The sequence below is a fragment of the Roseicella sp. DB1501 genome (assembly GCF_013112485.1).
Lineage (GTDB): Bacteria > Pseudomonadota > Alphaproteobacteria > Acetobacterales > Acetobacteraceae > Paracraurococcus.
In genome coordinates this window covers 129,901-154,142 of the sequence record NZ_JABFHG010000004.1, presented here as the reverse complement: position 1 = coordinate 154,142, position 24,242 = coordinate 129,901, and the positions used below count along the sequence as shown (strand labels likewise).

Below are 24,242 nucleotides of genomic sequence, written 5' to 3'. Positions count from 1 at the left end.
GGCGGTGAGCGCGTGCGGCGGCATCAGCCGATGTCCACGGTGGTGAGGTCCTGCGACCAGCTCTGCGCCTGCACGAAGCCCCGGAGCCGCGGTCCGAGGGCGCGCGGGTTGAGGTCATGCACGATGAAGGCCCAGAGCGCCTGGTCGACGAAGCCGGCATGCAGTTCGCCCAGCAGCATGTCCTGCTTCTCCGGATCGAACTCCACCTCGCAGCGCGCCGCGAGGTCGTCCAGGCGGGCATCCTTGAACCAGCCCCAGTTCAGCCCGACCGGCGGCGCCCGCTTCGACCAGATCGCATCGATGATCGAAGAGGGCTCGGCCGAGCCGAGCGAGTTGTTCAGCCCGTGCATGCCGCGATTCTCCGGCGCCGCGGCGCCGGAACGGCGGCGGCCGCGCAGCGCCTCCCATTCCAGCACCTCGAAGCGGAGGTTGATGCCGACCTCCTCCAGCCCCTGCTTGATCGCCTCGTTCATCGGCAGGGGCTGCATCTGGCCGGAGCCGCTGGTCGAGATCAGCACCGTGGCGTTGCAGGGGTTGCGCGGCCCGTAGCCGGCGGCCTGCAGCAGCCGCTTCGCCTCGCGCGGGTCGTGCCGCGCCTGGAAGCCCGGCACGCCGAACCAGGGATCGGTCTTCGGCACGACGCCGCTCGCCGCCATGGCGGTGCCGCCGAGGAGAGAGACCAGCCCCTCGCGGTCGATGCCGAGATTGACCGCCTGGCGGACGCGCACGTCCTTGAACGGACTGTCCGGCAGGCAGCTCAGCAGATAGGGCCAGACATGCGGATAGGGGTTGGTGACGATCTGCATCCCGGCCTGGCGCAGCCGCGGGATCAGGTCCGGCGAGGGCGCCTCCACCCAGTCCACCTGGCCCGCCAGCAGCGCCGCGGCGCGGGTGAGCGCATCCGGCATCGGCTGGATCACCATCCGGTCGCAGCGCGGGATGCGGGCGCGCTCCCAGTATTGCGTGTTGCGGGAAAACTCGATCCGCTCCCGCGGCGCCACCTTCTCCACCTTCCACGGGCCGGTGCCGGAGGGGTTCAGCGCGAAGCGCTCCCAGCTCCCGCCCAGCTCGCGCCAGCGCGCCGGCGAGGACATGAAGACCGAGACCAGCTTGTAGGGCAGGTTCGCATTCGGCTCCCGGGTCACGATCTCGACCGTCGAGCCATCCACGGCGCGGTAGCCGGCGATGGGCGCCACGAAGGTGGCGGCCTGCGCCGCCTGGGCGGAATCGAATTGCGGCGCCGCCTTGTTCATCACCTTGTCGAGGTTCCAGACCACCGCCGCGGCATCGAATTCCGAGCCGTCATGGAAGGTGACGCCCTGGCGCAGGTGGAAGGTCCAGCGGTTGCGGTCGGCCGGATCGGTCTCCCAGCGCTCGGCGAGGCCCGGCCGCAGCCGCGCCTTGATGTCGCCGCGCGACAGGTCCCAGGCGGTCAGCGCGTCATAGGCGGTGATGCCCATGAAGCGGATGCCCTCCGCCCCCTGGTTCGGCTGGCCGGTGGTCGAGGGGATGTCGGCGGCGGTCATCGCCACGCGCAGCACCTTCTCGGCGGCGGTGGCGGCGCGCGGTAAGGCTCCCGCGAATGGCAGGGCGGCGAGGCCCGTGGCGAAATGGCGTCGATGCATGGACAGCCCCCGGCGGCTGGGTGGGGCCGTGTGGATGCTGCCGGCGTCTCCTTATGGCGGGAGCCTTTCACCTGTCATGTTGCGCCGCAATAGGTGCGCGGCGAGCGAATCGATTGACGCCGCCGCCCGGCCTCAGCCCGTGCCTGGCGCGATCCCCTCCAGCCAGGTGACGATCGCGGCCGCGCCCGCATCCGGCGTGCCGATCGCCCTGTCGCCGAGATAGCTGGCCCGGCCGAGGCGCGGCCGCATCTGCGCGGTCGCCGCCGCCCCGTCCTGCGCCGCCTGCACCGCCGCGGCCCAGGCCGGCTGCGGCGCCTGCCCGGCCGCGAGCCCCTTGGCGAAGGCCGCCGCCGCCGGCTGCAGCGCATCGAGCATGGTGCGGTCGCCGGGCTTCGCCCCGCCAAGCTCGGCGATCGCCGCCACCGCCGCCTCCAGCGCCCGCGCCCAGTCGGCCGGCTGCGGCGCGCCTTCCGGCAGGCTGCGCGCGGCGCGCAGCAGCGCCGTCGCATAGAAGGGGCCGGAGCTGCCGGCGATCGCCCGGCGCAGCGCCTCGCCCATGGCGGTGAGGGCGCCGCGGGCATCCCGCCAGGCACCGTCCGGCAGGGCGCGGATCGCCGCGGCGCCGCGCGTCATGCTGAGGCCGAGATCGCCGTCGCCGGCGGCACTGTCGAGCTCGGTCAGCCGCGGCTCGGCCCGCTCCAGCGCCGCCGCCGCGGCCAGCGCCGCCCGCCGCACTACCGCGCCGTCCAGCCCCGGCCGGCCCGACGCCGGCGGCGCCGCCTCCGCCGTCGCCGCGCGCACGACCTGCCGCTCCGCCGGGATGCGGCCGCTGCCGGGCCAGGCCGGCGCCGCGGTCGGCGCATCCAGCCGCGCCAGCCGCGCCGCATCCACCTGCATCACGGTAAGGGAGATGCCGGGCATCTCCAGCGCCGTCAGCAGGTTGCCGGCCCAGGCGCGCTCCACCATGAGGCCGCGGCCGCGCAGCACGGCGAGCGCCCGGCGCGCGACCACGGCCAGCTCCATCGGCGGCGTGCCGCCCAGCCCGTTCACCAGCAGCGCGACGCGGCTGCCGGCGCCGAAGCCGCGATCGGCGAGGATCGTCTCCAGGATCTCCTCAACCAGCGCATCGGCCGGTCGCATCGGGCCGCGGCGGACGCCCTGCTCGCCATGGATGCCGAGGCCGAGCTCGATCTCCTCAGCTCCCAGGGTGAAGCCCGGGCGGCCCGCCGCCGGCACGGTGCAGGCGCCGAGCGCGACGCCCATGCTGCCCATCGCCGCCGCCGCCGCCCGCGCCTCCGCCGCCACCTCGGCGAGCGGCAGACCCGCCGCGGCGGCCGCGCCGGCCACCTTGTGCACCAGCACCGTGCCGGCGATGCCACGGCGCCGCTCCGGCTCGACCGTGTCGCGCAGCGCCACGTCATCGGCGACGACGACCACCTCGGCCGGGATGCCCTCGGCCCGCGCCAGCTCAGCGGCGAGGCCGAAATTCAGCCGGTCGCCGGTGTAGTTCTTGACGACGAGAAGCGCGCCGCGCGGCCCGGCGGCGGCCCGCAGCCCGGCCAGCACGGCATCGACGCTCGGCGAGGTGAAGACGTCGCCGGCGACGGCGGCGTGCAGCATGCCGGTGCCGACATAGCCCGCATGCGCCGGCTCATGCCCGCTGCCGCCGCCGGAGAGCACGGCGACCTCCGGCCGGCCGGCGGGCGGCGGCAGGCCGGCGCGCACCACCACATCGGCCGCCTCCAGCAGCGCCTGGCCGGGGCAGAGATCGACCTGGCCTTCCAGCATCTCGCGCACCACGCCGCGCGGATCGTTCAGCAGCTTCTTCATGGCCTCCGCACCTTCCTCCCGCTCGCGCGACCGCCGCATGCTTGGCCAGCGACCAGTGGGACACAAGCCGGGAGGTCGCAAGCGGGGGCGGCTGCTGGCGCCGCCGCGAGGCTCACGCCAACGGACCGGGCGCTTGACTGGTCCGAGGCCCTGAACGGGGCCCGCGACTTATGTCGCGAAGCCAAGCGAACCGGAGGTTCGCGCCCGGCGTCCGAGGGGGCTGACGACGTGTTAACATCGGCAGCCGCTGGTATAGACTCGCCAAGGCAGCACGGGGAAGGCGCCGCGCCGGCGTGATCGACAAGCTGGAAATGCTGCTCGCCCTCGCCTCCGAACGGCATTTCGGCCGGGCGGCGGAGGTCGTCGGGGTGACGCAGCAGAGCTTCTCGGCGGGCATCAAGCAGCTCGAGGACCGGCTCGGCGTGCTGCTGGTGCAGCGCGGCTCCCGCTTCCAGGGCTTCACCGCCGAGGGCGAGAAGGCGCTGGAATGGGCGCGGCGCATCGTCGGCGATTCCCGCGCCATGCGGCAGGAGGTGCGGCGGCTCAGCCGCGGCCTCGCCGGGCATCTGCGCATCGCCGCGATCCCGACCGCGCTGCCCGTTATCGCCTCGCTGACCACGCCCTTCCACGCCCGGCATCCCGGCGTCCGCTTCACCATCCGCTCCACCACCTCGGCCGAGATCCTCAGCCTGCTGGCCAATCTCGAGGCGGATATCGGCCTGACCTATCTCGACAACGAGCCGCTCGGCCGCGTCACTGCCCTGCCGCTCTACCGCGAGAGCTACCGGCTGATCACCGCCGCCGAGGCGCCGCTCGGCCGGCGGGATGCCGTGACCTGGGCCGAGGCGGCGGAGGTGCCGCTCTGCCTGCTGACGCCGGACATGCAGAACCGCCGCATCATCGACGCGCATCTGCGCGCCGCCGGCACAGCGCCGGCGACGGCGCTGGAATCGAATTCCATGATCGTGCTGATGACGCATGTGCGAACCGGCCGCTGGGCCAGCATCCTGCCGACCGTCCTCGCCGAGTTGCTCGGCCTGACCGGGCATTTGCGGGCCATCCCGATCACGGCGCCCGAGGTCTCGCATGCGATCGGTCTTGTTGCATTGCAACGGGACCCGGCCCTGCCCCTGGTCAGCGCCTTCGTCGCCGAGGCGCGGGAGGCGGCGCTGGGCTTCTCCGGCGGCGAGGAGGTGCCGGTCTAGAGCAGATCGCGGGAGGGCATGAACGCCCGGACGCATGAATCTGCCGTGGAAACAAGGCACTACAGCGGAGCGGCCTTCAGTATTGAACGCAATCCGCTGTAGGCACTCCATCGCGTCTTTCGACCGGTTCTGCCTGTCGGGCGACCGATCTGCTTGATTGACCCGCCGCGCGACCCGGTCCCTGATCCGGCGAAGGGAGTCCGGGAAGGAAGACGTGCCGGATCACATGAACTGGGATGCCGCGCGTGCCATGGCGATCATCGCCGGGCATGCCGGGCGCGAGGGCGCGACATTGCCCATCCTGCATGGCTTGCAGGATGCCTTCGGCCATGTGCCGCAGGAGGCCGTGCCGCTGGTCGCCGAGGCGCTGAACCTTTCGCGTGCCGAGGTGCATGGCTGCCTTACCTTCTATCACGATTTCCGGCGGGAGCCGGCGGGCCGCCATGTGGTGAAGCTCTGCCGCGCCGAGGCCTGCCAGGCGGTGGGTGCCGATGCACTGCATGCCGAGCTGCGCGCCGCCTATGGCGTGGACTGGCACGGCACCACCGCGGATGGGCGGGTGACGCTGGAGCCGGTCTTCTGCCTTGGCCTCTGCGCCAACGGCCCGGCGGCGCTGGTCGATGGCGAGCCGGTGGCGCGGCTCGATGCGGCGCGCCTCGCGACGCGGCTGGAGCGGGCATGACCCGGCTCTTCCTGCCCCGCGACAGCGTGGCCGAGTCGCTCGGCGCCGGCGCCGTGGCGCGCGCGCTGTTGGAGTCCGCGCAACGCCGCGGCCAGCCGGTCACCCTCACCCGCACCGGCTCGCGCGGCCTGCTCTGGCTGGAGCCGCTGCTGGAGGTGGAGACGCCCGAGGGGCGCATCGCCTACGGCCCGGTCGGGCCGGAGGATGTCGAGGGCCTGCTCGATGCCGGGCTGCTGCAGGGGGCGCCGCATCCGCTCCGCCTCAGCCGGCCGGAGGACATGCCCTTCCTGGCGCGGCAGCAGCGCCTGACCTTCGCGCGCTGCGGCGTGATTGATCCGCTCTCCCTTGCCGAGTACCGCGCCACGGGCGGGCTGCGCGGGCTGGAAGCAGCGCTCGCTTTGGGCGGCGAGGCGGTGGTGGAGGCCGTCGCCGCCTCCGGCCTGCGCGGCCGCGGCGGCGCCGGCTTCCCGACCGGCATCAAGTGGCGCAGCGTCCGCACCGCCGAGGCCGCGCGGAAATACGTGGTCTGCAACGCCGATGAGGGCGATAGCGGCACCTTCGCCGACCGCATGCTGATGGAGGGCGACCCCTTCACCCTGATCGAGGGGATGGCGATCGCCGGCCTCGCGACCGGCGCGACCCAGGGCTACATCTATATCCGCTCGGAATATCCGCTGGCTTGGCGCAGCCTGAACGCCGCCATCGCCGCCGCCGAGGCGGCCGGCCTGCTCGGCGCTTCGGTGCTCGGCAGCGGCCGGGAATTCCGGCTGGAGGCGCGGCTCGGCGCCGGCGCCTATATCTGCGGCGAGGAGACCTCGCTGCTCGAGAGCCTGGAGGGAAAGCGCGGTATCGTCCGCGCCAAGCCGCCGATCCCGGCGCTGCGCGGGCTGTTCGGCCGGCCGACGCTGATCAACAACGTGCTCTCCTTCGCCGCCGTGCCCTGGATCCTGGCGCATGGCGCCGCCGCCTATGCCGAATGCGGCATGGCCCGCTCGCGCGGCACCATGCCCTTCCAGCTCGCCGGCAACATCCGCCGGGGCGGGCTGGTGGAGCTCGGCTTCGGCCCGACCCTGCGCGAGCTGGTGGAGGAGTTCGGCGGCGGCACGCGGAGCGGCCGGCCGGTGCGCGCGGTGCAGGTGGGCGGGCCGCTCGGCGCCTATTTCCCCGAGCGCATGCTCGACCTGCCGCTGGACTACGAGGCGCTGGCCGGGGCCGGCGGCATGCTCGGCCATGGCGGCATCGTGGTCTTCGACGACACGGTGGACATGGCCCGGCAGGCGCGCTTCGCCTTCGAGTTCTGCGCCGCGGAATCCTGCGGCAAATGCACGCCCTGCCGCATCGGCGCGGTGCGCGGCGTCGAGGTGATCGACCGGGTGATCGCCGGCCGGCAGCCGGCGCGCAACCTCGCCTTGGTCGAGGATCTCTGCGAGGTCATGCGCGACGGCTCGCTCTGCGCCATGGGCGGGCTGACGCCGCTGCCGGTGATGAGCGCGCTCACCCATTTCCCCGAGGATTTCGGCCGTGGCGCCGCGCCGCTGGCGGCTGAGTGAGGCGACGGCGATGGGCCTGATCCGCGAGACCGATTACGGCACCCCGCTGCGCAGCGCGGCGGAGAGCGTCACCCTCACCATCGACGGCCAAGCCGTCACCGTGCCCGCCGGCACCTCGGTGATGGCGGCGGCGATGCTGCTGGGCACGAAGATCCCGAAGCTCTGCGCCACGGATTCGCTGGAGCCCTTCGGCTCCTGCCGCATGTGCCTCGTCGAGATCGAGGGGCGGCGCGGCACCCCCGCCTCCTGTACCACCCCGGCCGAGGCCGGCATGGTGGTGCGCACCCAGGGCGAGCGGCTCGGCCGGCTGCGGCGCGGGGTGATGGAGCTCTACATCTCCGACCACCCGCTCGACTGCCTCACCTGCGCCGCCAATGGCGATTGCGAGCTGCAGGACACCGCCGGCCAGATCGGGCTGCGCGAGGTCCGCTACGGCATGGAGGGCGCCAACCATGTCCGGCCGGACTCGCCGCTCGCCCTGCCGAAGGACACGACGAACCCCTATTTCACCTACGACCCGTCGAAATGCATCGTCTGCAACCGCTGCGTCCGGGCCTGCGAGGAGGTGCAGGGCACCTTCGCCCTGACCATCGAGGGCCGCGGCTTCGACAGCCGGGTCTCCGCCGGCGGCACGGATTTCTTCGCCTCCGACTGCGTCTCCTGCGGCGCCTGCGTGCAGGCCTGCCCGACCGCGACGCTGATCGAGAACACGGTGATCGAGCAGGGGCAGCCGGAGCATTCGGTGGTCACCACCTGCGCCTATTGCGGCGTCGGCTGCTCCTTCAAGGCGGAGATGCAGGGCGACACCGTCATCCGCATGGTGCCCTGGAAGGCTGGCCGCGCGAATGAGGGGCATTCCTGCGTCAAGGGCCGCTTCGCCTGGGGCTACGCGCATCACAAGGACCGCATCACCCGCCCGATGATCCGCGCGCGGATCACCGATCCCTGGCGCGAGGTCTCCTGGGAGGAGGCGATCGCCCATGCCGCCGGGGAATTCCGCCGCATCCAGGCGCGCTACGGCCGGGACGCGGTCGGCGGCATCACCTCCTCGCGCTGCACCAATGAGGAGACCTACCTGGTGCAGAAGCTGGTCCGTGCCGGCTTCGGCAACAACAACGTCGATACCTGCGCCCGGGTCTGCCACTCGCCGACCGGCTACGGGCTGAAGGCAACGCTCGGCACCTCCGCCGGGACGCAGGATTTCCGCTCGGTGGACAAGGCCGATGTGGTGCTCGTCATCGGCGCCAACCCGACCGACGGCCATCCGGTCTTCGGCTCGCGGCTGAAGCGTCGGCTGCGGGCGGGGGCGAAGCTCGTCGTCATCGACCCGCGTCGGATCGACCTGGTGCGCTCGCCGCATATCCGCGCCGCGCACCACCTGCAGCTCCGCCCCGGCAGCAACGTCGCCGTGGTCAACGCCATGGCGCATGTCATCGTCACCGAAGGGCTGGTGAACGAGGCCTATGTGCGGGAGCGCTGCGAGCTCGGCGATTTCGAGGTCTGGGCCCGCTTCATCGCCGATCCGCGCCATGCCCCCGAGGCGGTCGAGCCGGTCACCGGCGTACCGGCGGCCGAGCTGCGCGCGGCGGCGCGGCTCTATGCGACGGGCGGGCGGGCGGCCATCTATTACGGCCTCGGCGTCACCGAGCATTCGCAGGGCTCGACCATGGTGATGGCGATGGCCAACCTCGCCATGGCGACCGGCAATGTCGGCCGCGAGGGAACGGGCGTGAATCCCCTGCGCGGGCAGAACAACGTCCAGGGCTCCTGCGACATGGGCTCCTTCCCGCACGAGCTGCCGGGCTACCGGCACGTGGCGGACGACGCGACGCGGGAGGCCTTCGAATCGCTCTGGGGCGTGCCGCTCGAGGCCGAGCCGGGGCTGCGCATCCCGAACATGCTGGACGAGGCGGTGGAGGGCCGCTTCAAGGGCCTCTACGTCCAGGGCGAGGACATCGCCCAGTCCGACCCCGACACCCAGCACGTCACCGCCGGGCTGCGCGCCCTCGAATGCCTCGTCGTGCAGGATATCTTCCTGAACGAGACGGCGAAATACGCGCATGTCCTGCTGCCCGGCTCCTCCTTCCTCGAGAAGGACGGCACCTTCACCAATGCCGAGCGGCGCATCAACCGCGTGCGCAAGGTGATGCAGCCGCTCGGCGGCCTGGCGGACTGGGAGGTGACGATGGCGCTCTCCAACGCCCTCGGCTACCCGATGTCCTACAGCCATCCCTCCGAGATCATGGACGAGATCGCCGCCCTGACGCCGAGCTTCGCGGGGGTCAGCTACGCCAGGCTCGATGCCCTCGGCTCGGTGCAGTGGCCCTGCAATGCGGAGGCGCCCGAAGGCACGCCGATGATGCATGTGGACCGCTTCGTCCGCGGCAAGGGCAAGTTCATGATCACGGAGTTCGTCCCGACCGAGGAGCGCACCGGGCCTCGCTTCCCGCTCATCCTCACCACCGGCCGCATCCTCTCGCAGTACAATGTCGGGGCGCAGACCCGCCGCACCGAGAACAGCCGCTGGCATGCCGAGGACGTGCTGGAGATCCACCCCTTCGATGCCGAGGCGCGCGGGGTGCGCGACGGCGACCTGGTCGCGGTGGAGAGCCGCTCCGGCGACATCGCCTTGCGGGCGCGGATCACGGAACGGGTGCAGCCGGGCGTGGTTTACACCACCTTCCACCACGCCAAGACCGGAGCCAATGTGATCACGACCGACTATTCCGACTGGGCGACCAACTGCCCGGAATACAAGGTCACCGCCGTGCAGGTGCGGCGGACCAACCGGCCCTCCGACTGGCAGGCCCGCTTCTTCGAGGAGGACACCGCCCTGACCCGCCGCGCCCCGCCCGCCCCGGCTCATGCCGCTGAGTGACGACCTGCCGGCGGCGCTGCCGGCTGGCGCGGTCTCTGTCGAGGCGGTGACGCTGCCCTTCGGCGGCCCCCCGCGGCCCGGCCAGCGCCTGGTGCCCGAGGAGGTGCCGGTCAACATCACCTACGCCACCGTGCCCTATGCGGTGATGATGGCGACGCCAGCCGATCTCGAGGATTTCGCCTATGGCTTCAGCCTGACCGAGGGCGTGATCGCCGGCGCCGCCGATATCCGCGCCGTCTCCATCGAGGCCGAGGCGCGCGGGCTGCGGCTGCAGGTCGATCTCGTCCCGGCCCGGCTGCACGCGCACCTGGCCCGCCGCCGCTCCATGGTCGGCCGCACCGGCTGCGGCCTCTGCGGCATCGAGGATCTGGACGACCTGCCGCAGGCCGCCTCCCCCATGGGCCCGGCGCCGGCGCTCTCCCTCGCCGCCCTCCGGCGCGCGCTCTCGGCGCTGGAGACGCGCCAGGCGCTCGGCGATGCGACGCGCGGCGCGCATGCGGCGGGCTTCGCCACCGCCACGGGCGAGCTGGCGCTGCTGCGCGAGGATGTCGGCCGGCACAACGCGCTCGACAAGCTGGCCGGCGCCATGCTGCGCGACAGGGTCCCGGCGGGCGAGGGCTTCGTCATCGTCACCAGCCGCTGCTCCTTCGAGATGGTGGAGAAGGCGGCTGCCATGGGCGCCCGGGCCCTCGTCGCCATCTCCGCCCCCACCTCGCTCGCCCTCGAGCGCGCCCGGCAGCACGACATGATCCTGCTCGCCATCGCCCGCCGCGACGCCGTCACCGCCTTCCACGGCGCGGAGCGGCTGCGGGCCGAGGGGGATGCGGCATGAGCGCGAAGCCCGAGAAGCTCATCCGCATGGCCAACCAGATCGCCGCCTTCTTCCGCGCCTATCCGGAGGCGGAGGCGGTGGCCGGCACGCGCGAGCATATCCAGGCCTTCTGGACCCCCGGCATGCGCCGCGCCCTGGCCGGGTTCTGCGCCGCCGGCATGCCGGGGATCGATGCCGTGGTGGTGGCGGCGATGCGGGAGGGCGACCTCGCCGGCAGCCCGATCCACCGCGAGGTCGCGGGGCCCGAGACGCTCGGGCCGATGGAGAGCGATGCCGGCTGAGGGCGGCGGCAGCCTGGCGCGGCCGCCGCGCGCCACCCCGTCCGCCGCCTCCCGCCTCTCGGTCACCGAGGCGCGGCGGCGCGTGCTGGCCCTTGCCGGCCCGGTCGCGGGCAACGAGACCCTGCCGTTGGACGATGCGGCGGGCCGGGTGCTGGCGGAAGACCTGCTTGCCGCGCGCGACATGCCGCCCTTCGACACCGCGGCCATGGACGGCTTCGCCATCGGCGCCGAGGCGCTGGACCGCGACCCATCCCTGGCGCTGCGCCACCGCGCCGCGATCGCGCCCGGCCAGCCGGATGCGCGGCCGCTCGCCCCCGGCGAGGCGGCGCGCGTCCTGACCGGCGCCGCGGTGCCGCCCGGCAGCGCCGCCGTGATCTTCGAGGAAGCCTGCCGCCTGGAGGCAGGGCGCGTGGTGCTGCTGCGGCCGGTGCGGCGGGAGCAGCACATCCGCCGCCGCGGCGAGGATGCGGCGGCGGGCGCGGTGATCCTGCGCGCCGGCGCGCGGCTGGGCGCGGCGCGCCTCGCCCTCGCCGCCGCGGCGGGCGCCGGCAGCGTGGCGGTGCGGCGGCGGGTGCGCATCGGCATCCTCTCGACCGGCAGCGAGTTGCTGCCGCCCGGCGCTGCCGGTTCCGCCGGCACCATCCCCGATGCCAACCGGCCGATGCTGCGGGCGGTCCTCGCCGATCCCTGCGTGACGCTGCACGACCTCGGCATCGCCCGGGACGAGGACGCGGCCGTCGCGGCTTGCCTGGCGGCGGCGGGCGATCTCGACCTGGTGGTCTCCAGCGGTTCCGCCGCCGGCAGCGAGGCGGACCGGCTGGCCCCGGCCATCCGCGCCCTCGGCGGCACGGTTGAGCGCCTCGCCCTGGCCCAGCGCCCCGGCAAGCCGCTGTTGCTGTCCCGGCTTGGCGCCCTGCCGCTGCTCGGCCTCGCCGGCAATCCGGTGGCGGCGCTGGTCGGGGCACTGCTCTATGCCCGGCCCCTGGTCGAGCAGTTGGCGGGGCGCGTCCCGGCCCCGCTGACCGGGCAGCCGGCGCGGCTGGCCGAGCCGCGCCCGGCCGGCGAGCGCACTGAATTCCTGCCCGCCCGGCTGGCCGGCGAGGCGGATGGGCTGCCCCTGCTCGCGGTGCCGCGGCGCTTCGGCTCGGCCCGGCTCACCCCCTTCGCCGAGGCGGATGGGCTGGCCGAGCTCCGGCCGGGTGGCGAGGTGCGGTTCCATGGTTTCGGGACGCTGGCGGGCGGATGAGCCGCGCCCGGCTGCGACCGGCGCGCAGGATATGCGATAGGAACAACGCGGGAGACGGAGCCAGCCATGCCCAGCCAGACCCCACGCCTCACCGACCTCGCCCATGGCGGCGGCTGCGGCTGCAAGCTCGCCCCCTCGGTGCTGCAGAGCCTGCTCGCCGACCAGCCGGCGGCACGGCCCTTCAGCCAGCTCCTGGTCGGCGCCGAGACGGCCGACGACGCCGCGGTCTGGCAGGTGAATGACAACCTCGCGGTCATCGCCACCACGGATTTCTTCATGCCGATGGTCGATGACCCGGAGGATTTCGGCCGCATCGCCGCCACCAACGCCATCTCCGACATCTACGCCATGGGCGGCAGGCCGATCATGGCCCTGGCGATCCTTGGCATGCCGATCGGCAAGCTGGAGCCGGCGGTGATCCGCCGTATCCTCGCCGGCGGCGCCGCAATCTGCGCCGAGGCCGGCATCCCGGTGGCCGGCGGCCATTCCATCGATTCGCCCGAGCCGATCTACGGGCTGGCGGTGATCGGCCTCGGCCATCCCGACCGCATCCGCCGCAACACCGGCGCCCGGCCGGGCGACGCGCTGATCCTGACCAAGGGGATCGGTGTCGGCATCTATTCCGCCGCCATCAAGAAGCACGAGCTGCCGGAGGCCGATTACGCGGCGATGCTGCGCTCGACCACCCTGCTGAACCGGATCGGTGCCGAGCTCGCCGAGGAGCCGGCGGTGCATGGGCTGACCGACGTGACCGGCTTCGGCCTGCTCGGCCATGCGCTGGAGATGGCGCGCGGCTCGGGCGTGTCGCTGTCGGTCCGCTTCGAGGATGTGCCGCTGCTGCCGCGCGCCGCGGCGCTGGCGCGGCAGGGCTTCGTAACCGGCGCCTCGCAGCGCAATTGGGCGAGCTATGGCGAGGCGGTCGCGTTGCCGCCAGAGTGCCCGGACTGGCAGCGGGCGCTGCTGACCGATCCGCAGACCTCGGGCGGCCTGCTCATCGCCTGCGACGGCGCGGCGGCGGAGGGGCTGGTGGCGCGGATCACCGCCGCCGGCTACCCCGCGGCGCGGCGCATCGGCAGCGTCACGGCCGGATCGGCGCGCATCCAGGTGGAATGAGCAACGCCGCGGTCACGCGGCCGGCGCTGCGGCGTTGGGCGTGTGACACCGCCGCAACCGGGGATGCCTCGCATGCTGGTTCGAACCACCCTCATCGGCCTCGTCGCCGGCCTCGCCCTGGCCATGCCGGGCTTCGCGCAGCAGCAGCCGGCGCCCGCGGCGTCCAAGGGCTGTCCGCCCGGCGCCCAGGCCGAGGCGGCGACGCCGCCCGCGCGCAACAGCCGGGACGGCACCGCCCCGGGCAATGCCGGTTCGACGGGCTGGAGCGGCGGCACCGGCGGCTCGCAGATCGGCACCAACCCCCAGGGCGCCGTCAGCTCCTCCAGCACCTGGCAGCCGCCGACCGCCCGCGGCCTCGACCCGCTGGCGGCGCCGGTCCGGGCGGAGCGCTGCTGATATCTTGTGCACGAAGGTTTCACCGTCGTGCCCCTCGAATGCCGGGCGCCGCGTCCAGCGGCTTGGCTCCGCCGCACTCGCGCGGCGTCCGTTCGGACGCTTGGCCCTGCGGGCCGGTCGGAACCTCGTGCGCCCGGCATGAGCCGGGTAGCACGCCGGCATCAATGGTCCCGCGGCTCGATGCGCAGCCGCAAGCCGTCGCGGTTGAAGAACTCTCCCTCGCCCACCAGGGAGCGGTCCTCGTGCAGCTTGCGCGTCAGCGCGGCGAGGCGTTCCCGCGCCACCCGGTCCTCGACCAGCCCCTCGCGCCCGGCCCGGTAGAAGACCGCGCCGGACCAGGGCACCCCGGCCCCGGCGAAGAGCGCGAGCATCTCCGGCCAGCGGGTCTCGTCGCCCATTACGTGCAGATGCGCCGCCCGTAGCGGCTCGACCGTCCGCTCGGTGATGTCGAGCAGCACGACGAGCATCGTGAAGGGCCCGACCGCGGCGAAGGTCGCGGTGAGCCAGTCGTCGAAATCGGTGTCGCGGGCCGCGCTCATGGCGCCTCCGGCGCTGGCGGAAGAGAATGGGAGTCGAACCCACCCGGGACAGCCTCACTGCCCCACCCGGATTTGAAGTCCGGACGCCCCACCGGGAGCGAATCCCTTCCAAGCGCCTGATCGCCGAACAGGTCGGCGCGGTGCGGGTTCATGCGCCGCAGATCGCCCCGGCGCAAGGTAACGCCGTGGCGGTCGAAGAAGTCGAGGATCTGGATCGCCACCTTGCGGCCATTGTCCATGCGGTCGCGGAAGGCGGCGGCGGTGAAGACCCCGTCCGGCGCCCCGCGCGCCACGTCCTGGGCGATCGCCACCATCTCCGCCGTGGTGCGTCGGTCGAAGAAGTGGTCATGCGCCACCTGGTCGACGCGGCCGAGCCGGGCGCAGGCCTTCAGCAGCCGCCGCACCTCCGTCTCCGGCACATCGAGATCGCCGGCGAGGTCGCGCACGCGCGGCGGCCGGAAGCGCGCCGCGCCGCCGAGCCGCGGCAGGATGCGGGCGAAGAGCGCCTCATCCGCCGGATCGAGCCGCACCGCATGGCCCGGCAGGCGGACGAAAGCCCCCTCCAGCACCAGCGCGCCCTCGCGCGTCAGCCGGGTCAGCGCGGCGAGGAAGGCCGGACCCGGCAAGCGCGGCGTGAGCAGCAGGCGCAGCCGCTCCCGGCCCAGGCCCTGCTGGTCGGGGGTCTCCTCGTGGAAGCGGGCAAGCGTCGCGGCGAGGTCGCGCGCCAAGCCCTCCCAGCCGGAGCGCGACAATGCGTGCCGCAGCCCGCCGGCCTCCAGGATGACGGGATCTTCCGCGGCGGCCAGCGCCGCCTCCTCACCCTCCGCCAGCGCATGGTCGCGCGCGAAGCCGGTGAGCTCGACCAGTCCGGGCGGCGTGGCGAGCAGCCGCGCCAGCGCCTCGCCAGGATTCGACGCGGCCAGGGCCTCGAGTTGGGCGAGGCGTTCCGGCACCTGGCGCCGTCGCGCCGGCGCCCGCAGGTCGAGGAAGCGGCCGCCGCCGATGGTGTGCTGCGCCGAGACGTCGCGCAGGACGAAGCGGTCGCCCACCGCCGCGGCGATCGGCCGGTCGAGCACGAGTTGCACCAGCCCCTGCCCGCCCGGCTGCACCGCCTCGCCGAGCGGCACCAGCCGGACGCCGGCCTCGGCGCTGGCATGGTGCAGCCGCGCCGGGAACCAGGTGCCGACCGGCTTCGGGGCGCTGCCGAGCAGGCGAAGCCGGGCATCGATCCGGTCGGTCGGCGCGTGCAACGCCGGGTCGAGCACCATGTCGCCGCTGGCGATGGCGTCCCGGCCGATGCCCTCGCCGGCGAGGTTCAGCGCGCAGCGCTGCCCCGCCACACCCCGCTCGGCCGGGCGGTTCTGCGCATGGATGGAGCGCACCCGCGCCGGCAGCCCGCGCGGGCTCACCACCACCGCCTGGCCGGTGGCGACGGCGCCGGAGAGGACCGTGCCGGTCACGACGGTGCCGGCCCCGGCCAGGGTGAAGCAGCGATCCACCGCCAGCCGGAAAGCGCCGCCGGCGGCACGCGCGCCGGTCTCGGCGGCGAGGCATTCCAGCGCGGCCCGCAGCGCCGGCATCCCCTCGCCGCTGCGGACCGAGACCGGCAGGACCGGCGCCGCGCCGAGCCCGGTGCCGGCCAGGGCGGCGCGGATCTCGCCCGTCACCGCCGCACGCCGCGGCGCATCGGCGAGGTCGGCCTTGCTGAGGACGACGAGGCCGCGGGCGATGCCGAGCAGGTCGAGGATCGCCAGATGCTCGAGCGTCTGCGGTTTCACCCCGTCATCGGCCGCGACGACCAGCAACGCGGCGTCGATGCCGCCCGCCCCGGCCAGCATGGTATGGACGAAGCGCTCATGCCCCGGCACGTCGACGAAGCCGATCACCGGGCCATCGGGCCGGGTGGCGAGATAGGCGAAGCCGAGCTCGATGGTGATGCCGCGCGCCTTCTCCTCCTTCAGCCGGTCGGTGTCGATGCCGGTCAGCGCCTGCACCAGCGCCGTCTTGCCGTGGTCGATATGGCCGGCGGTGCCGATGATCATGCCGTCACCTCCGGCAATGGCGCCGCCGCGCGCGCCGCGGCCTCCGCCTGCCCCGCCGCGTCGAGCCCCGCCCGGGCGGGGCCGAGGAAGGGTCGGGCGAGTTGGCTGCCGCCCGCCTGGGCCCGCAGCAGCCAAGTGAGGGCCGCGACCGGATCCGCCGCGATGCCGGCGCCGAGATGCAGCGCGGCGCCGAGCATGGCCTGGCCATCGGCATCGCCGCGCGCGGCCGCCTGCCGCCACCACCGCACCGCCATCGCCGGATCGCGCGGCACGCCCATGGCATGGTGGTGCAGCATGCCGAGCCGCGTCATGGCGGCGGCGATGCCCTGCGCCGCGGCCGCCTCGGCCCAGCGCCGCGCCTCGGTCGGATCGGGCGGCATTACCTCGCCCTCGAGCAGCATCCAGCTCAGCATGTCCTGCGCCAGCGCGTCGCCGGCCTCGGCGGCGCGGCGGTAGAGCGCGGCGGCGCGGGCGAAATCCGTCTCGATCCCCGCCCCGCCGCGCAGCAGCAGCCCGGCAAGGTTGCGCTGCGCCGGCGGATAGCCCGCCTCTGCCGGCGGGGTGAGCCAGCGCAGCGCCAGCCTGGCATCGGCCGGCACGCCGAGCCCCTCGGCGAAGCAGGCGCCGATATTGCACTGGGCCCGCGCATCGCCGGCCCGCGCCGGCCCCTCCCACAGGACAAGCGCCGCCGCATGGTCGCCGCGCCGGAAGGCCGCCATCGCCGCCGCCATCGGGTCGGGTGTCGGGGCGCGGCGCAGCCGGTCAAGCCAGCCCATATCGCCTCGCGAGATGCCCGAGGCTGCCGAGGAAGCCCGCCTCCTCCTCCAGGCAGCGCAGGTCGAGCAGCAGCGCCCCGTCCTGCAACCGGCCGAGCACCGGGCGCGGCAGGTCGCGCAGCGCCGCCACCAGCCGCTCGAGCTCCCGCCCGCGTGGCGCCGTCACCCGCAGCCCGGCGCTCGGCAAGGTGTCAAGCGGCAGGGCGCCGGAGCCGATCTGGCTACGGCAGTCGCAGGCCTCGGCGCCGAAGCCGGGCGGCAGCAGCGCCGCCACGCGTGGTGCGAGGCGGGCGGCCAGGGCGGCGATCTCCGCCGTGTCGCGCGCCAGCAGCCGCAGCGTCGGCAGCCGCGCCGCCAGCCGGTCCGGATCGCGGTAGAGCTGCAGGGTCGCCACCAGCGCGGCGAGGCGGATCTTGTCGAGCCGCAGCGCCCGCTTCATCGGGTTGCGGTTGATGGCGGCGATGAGGTCGCGCCGCCCGAGGATGAAGCCCGCCTGCGGCCCGCCGAGCAGCTTGTCGCCGGAGAAGGTGACGAGATCGGCGCCCTCCGCCACCACCTCGCGCACCGTCGGCTCGCGCTGCAACCCATGCGGCGCGAGGTCGATCAGCGTGCCCGAGCCGAGGTCGTTCAGCAGCGGCACCCCGGCCTTGCGGGCGATGCCGGCGAGCGCGGCGCCGCCCACCGCGGCGGTGAAGCCCTCGATCCGATAGTTCGAGGTATGGACCTTCAGGATCAGGCCGGTCTCCGGCCCGATCGCGGCCTCGTAGTCGCGCGCATGGGTGCGGTTGGTGGTGCCGATCTCGACCAGCCGGACACCGGCCCGTGCCATGATGTCCGGCATGCGGAAGGCGCCGCCGATCTCGATCAGCTCGCCGCGCGAGACCAGCGCCTCGCGGCCGGCGCCGAGGGTGTTGAGGGCGAGCAGCACGGCGGCGGCGTTGTTGTTGACCGCCGTCGCATCCTCGGCGCCGGTCAGCTCGCATAGCAGGCTGCGCAGATGGTCGTCGCGCTCGCCGCGCCGGCCGGTGCCAAGGTCGAACTCCAGCGCCATCGCCTCGCGCATCGCCGTGGTGGCGGCCTCGATCGCCGCCTCGGCCAGCAGGGCGCGGCCGAGATTGGTGTGCAGCACGGTGCCGGTGAGGTTGAAGACGGGGCGCAAGCCCGCGGGCTGCCGCGCCGCCAGCCAGTCCCGCGCCCGGGCGAGGACCGCCGCCTCCACCGTGGCCGCGCCGGTGCCACCCTCGGCACGCAGCCCGGCCAGCGCCGCCCGGATCGCGGCGGTGACCTCGGCACGGCCATGCGCATCGATCAGCGCGGCGCCGTCGGGCGTCGAGAGGACGCGGTCCACCGAAGGCAGGGCGCGCAGCGCGGCCTTGTCCGGCATGGGGTCAGTAGCCGATGAGGAAGGGGTCGAAGCCGGCGCGGCGGTACTCGGCGCCCTGCATCAGCAGGTCGAGGCCGAGGCTGCCGACATCGTCCGCGAGCGGGTCGAGCGCCGGGTTCCGGTCCTGGTAGAGGATCTTCACCCAGCTCCGGCAGGCATCGCAGGTCTCGGCCTTGATGGTCGCATCCTCGCCCTCGGGCGCGCGGTAGCCGATGCCCTTGGTCGAGTTGCAGGCGAGGCATTTGATGCGCACCTCGTTCCACGCCGTGCCGCAGAAGGCGCAGGCGGCGTAGCGCGCGCCCTCGGCGCCGGGGCGACCGGTGACGAAGGAGGCGACGGGCGGCCCGCCGCAGACCGGGCAGAGCCCGGTCCCGACCGGCACCAGCCGCGCCGCATCCAGCACCGCGGCCTGGCGCACGGCCTGCACCTGCAGCGCCGCCGAGAGGAAAAGGTGCTGCGGCAGCGCATCGGCCGGGATGGCATCGGCAAGGACATTGCCGAGCATGGCGGCGCGCTCGGCAGGATCGGCCACCCGCAGCGCCGCCAGCGCCGCGGCGGCGGGCGCCGGCATGGCGAGGTCGGCGACCGCGTCGAGGAATTGCGTGACCAGGCCCGTCAGGTCGGCCGCACCCACCATGGCATGGCGGTCGAGCGGCGGCATGGCGGCGCTCCGGGCCCTCTCGAGCTGGGCCGCGGGCGGCGGGGGCAGCGGCGGCAGGCTGGAGGCGAGCGCCTGCTGCCGCGCGCTCAGCCCGGCGAGGAAGCGCAGATAGGGGGCGAGAGCGGAATCGGCCGCCAGAACCTCGAAGCGCTCGGCGCGTCGGCGAAAGTGCGAGGCCGGATCGGGCAGCAGGGCGAAGGGCGCCTTCGCCAGACGTCCGATCGCCGAGGGGTCGGGCTGCGGGGATTGGAATGCGGACATGTCACCTCGACGGGCCGGACCGGCCACGACCGGAGATTGCGCTATTTGGCCGGCTTGGTCTTCCGCTGGCCGGCCAGCTCGCGCAGCCATTTGCGGTGGTGGCGCCAGGCCCAGCCGCCGGTGACGGTGCCCCGCGTCATCGCCCGCAGCGTGCCGCGCGTCCAGATCGCGGCATAGACATGCAGGATGAAGATGCAGATGATGAGCACCGCGGCGATGGAGTGGACCAGCACCGCGACCCGCTGGGTCTCGATCGTCGTCGCCGTCTCGAAATACCGGTCCCAGATGACGATCCCGGTGCCGATCAGCACCAGGATCAGGAAGGCCATGCTCCAGAAGATGAATTTCTGGCCGGCATTGTACTTGCCGAGCTCGGGCAGGCTTTCCTCGTTGCCGGCGACCACGTCGCGGATGCGCGACAGCCAGACGACATCCGTGCGCTCCGGCAGGTTGGCGCGCCAGAGCTGGAAGAAGAAGACGAAGAAGCTCGCGAAGAGCACCACGCCGATCCAGGGATGGAAGGCGCGGGTGTTCTGGCCGCCGCCGAAGAGATCGCTCAGGAAGAAGAGCGAGGGATGGAACATGGCGAGGCCGGAGAGGGCGAGCAAGATCAGGCTCAGCGCCGTGATCCAGTGGTTGAGCCGGGCCAGCGGGCCGTAGCGGCTGACCGTGACCGGATGGCCGGGATGCACCTCGTCGCCAGGCTGGGCGTAGCGCGGCATCAGGCTGTCTCCCTCGACCCGCCGGGCGGGGACTCGACGAGCTGCTCGGCATGCGCCTCGTCCTCCGGCGCGACCCGGTTGGGCCGGGCGAAGAGCCCGTGCACCACGCTGCCCGCGGCGAGCAGGCCCATGGCGGCGAGGCCGACATATTTGGTCAGCCCCTTCCAGGTCTGCACGATGGGCGAGATGCGCGGATCGTCCGGCAGGCCGGCATAGATATGCGGCTTGTCGGCATGGTGCAGCACGTACATGACATGCGTGCCGCCGACGCCGGGCGGATCGTAGAGCCCGGCATTGCTGTAGCCGCGCGACTTCAGGTCCTCGATGCGGCCGGCGGCATGCGCCTTCATGTCCTCCTTGGTGCCGAAGACGATCGCCTGGGTCGGGCAGGCCTTGGCGCAGGCCGGCCCCTGCCCCACCGCGACGCGGTCCGAGCAGAGGGTGCACTTGTAGGAGCGGTGATCGGCCTTGGAGATGCGGGGGATGTTGAAGGGGCAGCCCTTCACGCAATAGCCGCAGCCGATGCAGTTCTCATGGATGAAATCGACGATGCCGTTCGTGTACTGCACGATGGCGCCGGGCGCCGGGCAGGCCTTGAGGCAGCCCGGATCGGCGCAATGCATGCAGCCATCCTTGCGGATGAGCCATTCGAGACTGTCGGTCTCCGGGTTCACCCATTCGGTGAAGCGCATCAGGGTGAACATGTTCTCCGTGAGGTCATGCGGGTTGGTGTAGACGCCCACATTCTCCCCGATCGCCGGCGTGGTGTCGTTCCACTCCACGCAGGCCGACTGGCAGGCCTTGCAGCCGATGCATTTCGAGACGTCGATCAGCTTCGCCACGGGCGTGAGCTGCCGCTCGGGCGGCGGCAGGCTCTCGGTCGCCGAGCGGCGCACCAGGTCGCCCGGCCCGAGATTGCTGATCATCGATTGCGTCGGCGGGTTGCTGACCGCCGTGCGCGGGCTGTCGTTCATGCCACCACCCCCGCCGGCGGCGTGCTCGGCTCGATATTGACGAGGAAGGCCTTGTAGCCGGGCGTCTCGATATTAGCCTCGCCGACGAAGGGCGAAAGCGAGTTCGGCCCGAACCCCTTCTTCGCCGCGCCGACGAAGCCCCAATGCAGCGGGATGCCGATCACATGCACCACCTTCCCGTCGCAGCGGAGCGGCCGGATGCGCTTGGTGACCACCGCCTTGGCCTTCACCGAACCGCGCTTCGACCATACCCGCACCCAGCCGCCGAGCGTGATGCCCTTCTCCGCCGCCAGCTCCTCCGAGATCTCGACGAAGAATTCCGGCTGCAGCGATGCATTCACCCGGTTGTGCTTGGTCCAGTAATGGAAATGCTCGGTGAGACGGTAGGAGGTCGCCGCATAGGGGAATTCCTCCGAGGTGCCGAACTGCGCCACGTCGCTCTCGAAGATGCGTGCCACGGGATTGCCGCGCATCTTCGGGTTCAGCACGTTCGGCACCGGCGATTCGAAGGGCTCCATATGCGCCGGGAAGGGTCCGTCGCGCATCATACCCCGGCTGAACAGCCGCGACACGCCTTCCTGGTTCATGATGAAGGGGCCGACCTCCCCGGGCTTCGCATTCGGCGCGATGTCCGGCACGTCGTAGCCGGTCCATTTCGTGCCATCCCATTCCAGCAGCTTGCGGGACGGGTCCCAGGGCCGGCCCTGGAGATCGGCGGAGGCGCGGTTGTAGAGCGTCCGCCGGTTCAGCGGCCAGGCGAAGGTCCAGCCGAGATAGGCGCCGGTCTCGTCCGGGTCGTGGTTGTCCCGGCGCGCCATGTTGTTGCCGGCCTCGTTGAAGCAGCCGGAATAGATCCAGCAGCCGCACATGGTCGAGCCATCGTCGCGGAGCTGCGAGAAATTCACCACCTGCTTGCCGGCCGGCACGAGGACCTTCGCGGGGTCGCTCGGGTCGGTCAGGTCACGCAGCGCCCGGCCATTGATCTCCTTCGCCAGCTCCTCCGGCTCCGGCTCGTTCGGGTCGTGGTACTCCCAGGACAGGTTCAGGATCGGGTCTGGGAAGGCGCCGCCTTCCTTGCGATAGAGCTCGCGCATGCGCAGGAAGATCTGCGCCATGATCCAGGTGTCGTGCTGCGCTTCGCCGGGCGGCGAGCCGCCGGCCCAGTGCCATTGTAGCCAGCGCCCCGAATTGGTGAGCGAGCCCTCCTCCTCGGCGAAGCAGGTGGTGGGAAGCTGGAACACCTCGGTCTGGATGGCGCGCGTATCGACGTCGTTGAACTCGCCATGGTTCTCCCAGAACCGGGCGGTCTCCGTCTCCAGCGGGTCCATCGTGACGAGGAATTTCAGCTTGGACAGCCCAGCCGTGATCTTGCCCCGGTTGGGGAAGGCGAGCACCGGGTTGAAGCCCTGGCAGATATAGCCGTTGACCCGCCCGGCATTCATCAGCTCGAACATGCGCAGCACGTCGTAGGCCGGCACGTCGAGCTTCGACAGGTAGTCATAGGCCCAGTCATTCTCGGCAGTGGCAGCGTCGCCCCACATCGCCTTCTGGAAGCTCACCATGAACTTCCGGTAGTTCTGCCAGTAGCTGGTCTGCCCCGGCCGCAGCGGCTTGAACTGCCGGGACTTCATATAGGTCTCGAAATCCGCCTCCTGCTCCGTCGGCATGTTGAGATAGCCGGTGAGAAGGTGCGACATCAGGCCGAGATCGGTCAGGCCCTGGATGTTCGAATGCCCGCGCAGCGCGTTCATGCCGCCGCCGCGCACGCCGATATTGCCCAGGATGAGCTGCAGCATCGCCATGGCGCGGATGTTCTGCGCCCCATGCGAGTGCTGGGTCCAGCCGAGCGCGTACATCGAGGTCATGGTCCTGGTCGGCGAGGAGCACTCGCCGATCATCTGCGCCACCTTCAGGAATTTCTCCTTCGGCGTGCCGCAGATGCGCTCCACCATCTCGGGCGTGTAGAAGTTGACATGCTGCTTCAGCAGGTTCCAGACACAGCGCGGGTGCTGCAGCGTCGGGTCGGTCACGGCATAGCCGTCCTCGCCGATCACATAGTCCCAGCTCGAGCGGTCGTAGTCGCGCTTCTCCTCGTCATAGCCGGTGAATAGCCCGTCCTGGTAGCCGAAGCCGTCCTTGACGATGTAGGAGGCGTTGGTGAAGGCCTTGGTGTACTCCCACTGGACCTTGTCGTTCTCCATGCACCAGCGGATCAAGCCGAGCAGGAAGGCGATGTCCGTGCCCTGGCGGATCGGCGCGTAGAAATCCGCGACCGAGGCCGTGCGGGTGTAGCGCGGGTCGACGACGATGAGCCTGGCGCCGCGATGCGCCTTCGCCTCCGTCACCCATTTGAAGCCGCAGGGGTGCGCCTCCGCCGCGTTGCCGCCCATGACGACGACGAGGTCGGTGTTCTTGATGTCGGTCCAGGCATTCGTCATCGCACCACGACCAAAACTCGGGCCCAAACTGGACACCGTGGGGCCGTGTCAGACGCGCGCCTGGTTGTCGAAGCCGACGATCCCGAGGGCCTTGGCGACCTTGAAGGTGGCCCAGGCGGTCTCGTTGGTGGTGGCGGAGGCGGCCAGCATGCCGGTGGTGGTCCACCGGTTCACCGGCGTTCCGTCCTTGTTGCGGGCCAGGAAATTCGCGTCGCGGTCGTCCTTCATCAACCGCGCGATACGATCCAGCGCCGCATCCCAGGAGATGCGCTCGAACTTGTCCGAGCCGGGGCGGCGCACCATCGGGTATTGCAGCCGCGTCGGGGCGTGGACGAAATCCTTCAGCGCGGCGCCCTTCGGGCAGAGCGTGCCGAGATTGGTCGGGTGGTCCGCATCGCCCTCGATATGGATGATGTCGGCCCGCTCACCCTTCCGGAGATCGCCCTTGGCATAGATGATGACGCCGCAGGCGACCGAGCAGTAAGGGCAGGTGTTGCGGGTCTCGGTGGTGTTGGCCAGCTTCATCGGCCGGACATGCGCCGCGACCGCCGCTTCGGCCTCGCCAAACCCCATAGCGGCCAGGGAGGTGCCGGCGGCGGCGGCGCCGGCTCCCTTCAGGAGTCCTCGCCGCGATACTTGGATGTTCATGCGATCTCCCCGGCTCGAAGCGCTGCCACGGATGCAGCCCACGACGTATGATTCCGCACATACAGTCATCTCAGAATGTGCAAGCGAGCGCCAGTTTTCCAGTTGCGGGCGACCGGCCGGTCTGGCGAGTTCGTGAAGTGTCGGCCTCCGCCTGGACGC

18 protein-coding genes, 1 tRNA gene and 1 pseudogene are annotated in these 24,242 nt (G+C 72.3%); 9 read left to right on the top strand and 11 right to left on the bottom strand.

What is annotated here, in order from left to right:
* Window positions 1–23: 23 nt before the first annotated feature.
* Together HJG45_RS09660 and HJG45_RS09655 are read right to left on the bottom strand one after the other, a co-directional pair.
* Entirely contained in the window at window positions 24–1,625 is a 1,602-nt protein-coding gene (locus HJG45_RS09660) for an ABC transporter substrate-binding protein (RefSeq protein WP_171611921.1), read from the bottom strand.
* Between the two features lie 132 nt (window positions 1,626–1,757).
* Window positions 1,758–3,455 carry a dihydroxyacetone kinase family protein gene (locus HJG45_RS09655; RefSeq protein WP_171611920.1) on the bottom strand — a complete coding sequence of 566 codons (1,698 nt, stop codon included), beginning with the start codon at window positions 3,453–3,455 and terminating at the stop codon, window positions 1,758–1,760.
* Between the two features lie 293 nt (window positions 3,456–3,748).
* On the opposite strand from HJG45_RS09655, the gene HJG45_RS09650 reads away from it, so the two are divergent.
* The 9 genes from HJG45_RS09650 (at window position 3,749) to HJG45_RS09610 (ending at window position 13,638) form a co-directional block, all read left to right on the top strand.
* Entirely contained in the window at window positions 3,749–4,660 is a 912-nt protein-coding gene (locus HJG45_RS09650) for a LysR substrate-binding domain-containing protein (RefSeq protein WP_171611919.1), read from the top strand.
* A gap of 226 nt (window positions 4,661–4,886) precedes the next feature.
* Window positions 4,887–5,342: a formate dehydrogenase subunit gamma gene (locus tag HJG45_RS09645; RefSeq protein ID WP_171611918.1), complete on the top strand. Its 456-nt coding sequence runs from the start codon at window positions 4,887–4,889 to the stop codon at window positions 5,340–5,342.
* Window positions 5,339–6,892, top strand: coding sequence for an NADH-quinone oxidoreductase subunit NuoF (locus HJG45_RS09640; RefSeq protein ID WP_171611917.1), 1,554 nt, complete (start codon window positions 5,339–5,341; stop codon window positions 6,890–6,892). The genes HJG45_RS09645 and HJG45_RS09640 overlap by 4 nt, the downstream gene beginning before the upstream one ends.
* Window positions 6,893–6,902: 10 nt before the next feature.
* A complete protein-coding gene (fdhF, locus tag HJG45_RS09635; protein WP_171612142.1) occupies window positions 6,903–9,770 on the top strand; it encodes a formate dehydrogenase subunit alpha in 2,868 nt (955 codons plus the stop codon).
* The gene (gene fdhD / locus HJG45_RS09630; RefSeq protein WP_171611916.1) at window positions 9,757–10,602 is read left to right on the top strand and encodes a formate dehydrogenase accessory sulfurtransferase FdhD; all 846 of its coding nucleotides are present in this window, start codon (window positions 9,757–9,759) and stop codon (window positions 10,600–10,602) included. Before fdhF ends, fdhD begins: the two co-directional genes overlap by 14 nt.
* Window positions 10,599–10,883 carry a formate dehydrogenase subunit delta gene (locus HJG45_RS09625; RefSeq protein WP_171611915.1) on the top strand — a complete coding sequence of 95 codons (285 nt, stop codon included), beginning with the start codon at window positions 10,599–10,601 and terminating at the stop codon, window positions 10,881–10,883. Before fdhD ends, HJG45_RS09625 begins: the two co-directional genes overlap by 4 nt.
* The gene (locus tag HJG45_RS09620; RefSeq protein WP_171611914.1) at window positions 10,873–12,129 is read left to right on the top strand and encodes a molybdopterin molybdotransferase MoeA; all 1,257 of its coding nucleotides are present in this window, start codon (window positions 10,873–10,875) and stop codon (window positions 12,127–12,129) included. Before HJG45_RS09625 ends, HJG45_RS09620 begins: the two co-directional genes overlap by 11 nt.
* Before the next feature lie 66 nt (window positions 12,130–12,195).
* Window positions 12,196–13,242 carry a selenide, water dikinase SelD gene (gene selD, locus HJG45_RS09615; RefSeq protein WP_171611913.1) on the top strand — a complete coding sequence of 349 codons (1,047 nt, stop codon included), beginning with the start codon at window positions 12,196–12,198 and terminating at the stop codon, window positions 13,240–13,242.
* A 72-nt stretch (window positions 13,243–13,314) separates the two neighbouring features.
* Entirely contained in the window at window positions 13,315–13,638 is a 324-nt protein-coding gene (locus HJG45_RS09610) for a hypothetical protein (RefSeq protein ID WP_217362886.1), read from the top strand.
* Window positions 13,639–13,799: 161 nt separating this feature from the next.
* Here the strand turns inward: HJG45_RS09610 and HJG45_RS09605 are convergent, their stop codons facing one another.
* The 9 genes and pseudogenes from HJG45_RS09605 to fdnG form a co-directional block, all read right to left on the bottom strand.
* Entirely contained in the window at window positions 13,800–14,177 is a 378-nt protein-coding gene (locus tag HJG45_RS09605) for a hypothetical protein (RefSeq protein ID WP_171611911.1), read from the bottom strand.
* Between the two features lie 14 nt (window positions 14,178–14,191).
* Window positions 14,192–14,287 (bottom strand) — tRNA-Sec (locus tag HJG45_RS09600).
* A 99-nt stretch (window positions 14,288–14,386) separates the two neighbouring features.
* Window positions 14,387–16,219: pseudogene (gene selB, locus HJG45_RS09595) on the bottom strand (selenocysteine-specific translation elongation factor); the annotation flags it as partial.
* Complete coding sequence (locus HJG45_RS09590; RefSeq protein WP_254452429.1) at window positions 16,216–16,938, bottom strand: tetratricopeptide repeat protein; 723 nt, start codon at window positions 16,936–16,938, stop codon at window positions 16,216–16,218. The gene HJG45_RS09590 and the pseudogene selB, both read right to left, overlap by 4 nt.
* Before the next feature lie 43 nt (window positions 16,939–16,981).
* Window positions 16,982–18,379 (bottom strand): L-seryl-tRNA(Sec) selenium transferase, encoded by a 1,398-nt coding sequence (gene selA, locus HJG45_RS09585; RefSeq protein ID WP_171611909.1) that lies wholly within the window; start codon window positions 18,377–18,379, stop codon window positions 16,982–16,984.
* Window positions 18,380–18,383: 4 nt separating this feature from the next.
* The gene (fdhE, locus tag HJG45_RS09580; RefSeq protein ID WP_171611908.1) at window positions 18,384–19,301 is read right to left on the bottom strand and encodes a formate dehydrogenase accessory protein FdhE; all 918 of its coding nucleotides are present in this window, start codon (window positions 19,299–19,301) and stop codon (window positions 18,384–18,386) included.
* Window positions 19,302–19,342: 41 nt separating this feature from the next.
* Window positions 19,343–20,023 carry a formate dehydrogenase subunit gamma gene (locus HJG45_RS09575; RefSeq protein ID WP_171611907.1) on the bottom strand — a complete coding sequence of 227 codons (681 nt, stop codon included), beginning with the start codon at window positions 20,021–20,023 and terminating at the stop codon, window positions 19,343–19,345.
* On the bottom strand, window positions 20,023–20,949 hold the full coding sequence (gene fdxH, locus HJG45_RS09570; protein WP_217362901.1) for a formate dehydrogenase subunit beta: 927 nt from the start codon (window positions 20,947–20,949) through the stop codon (window positions 20,023–20,025). The genes HJG45_RS09575 and fdxH overlap by 1 nt, the downstream gene beginning before the upstream one ends.
* A 44-nt stretch (window positions 20,950–20,993) precedes the next feature.
* Window positions 20,994–24,083 carry a formate dehydrogenase-N subunit alpha gene (gene fdnG, locus HJG45_RS09565; protein WP_171611905.1) on the bottom strand — a complete coding sequence of 1,030 codons (3,090 nt, stop codon included), beginning with the start codon at window positions 24,081–24,083 and terminating at the stop codon, window positions 20,994–20,996.
* Window positions 24,084–24,242 lie beyond the last annotated feature (159 nt).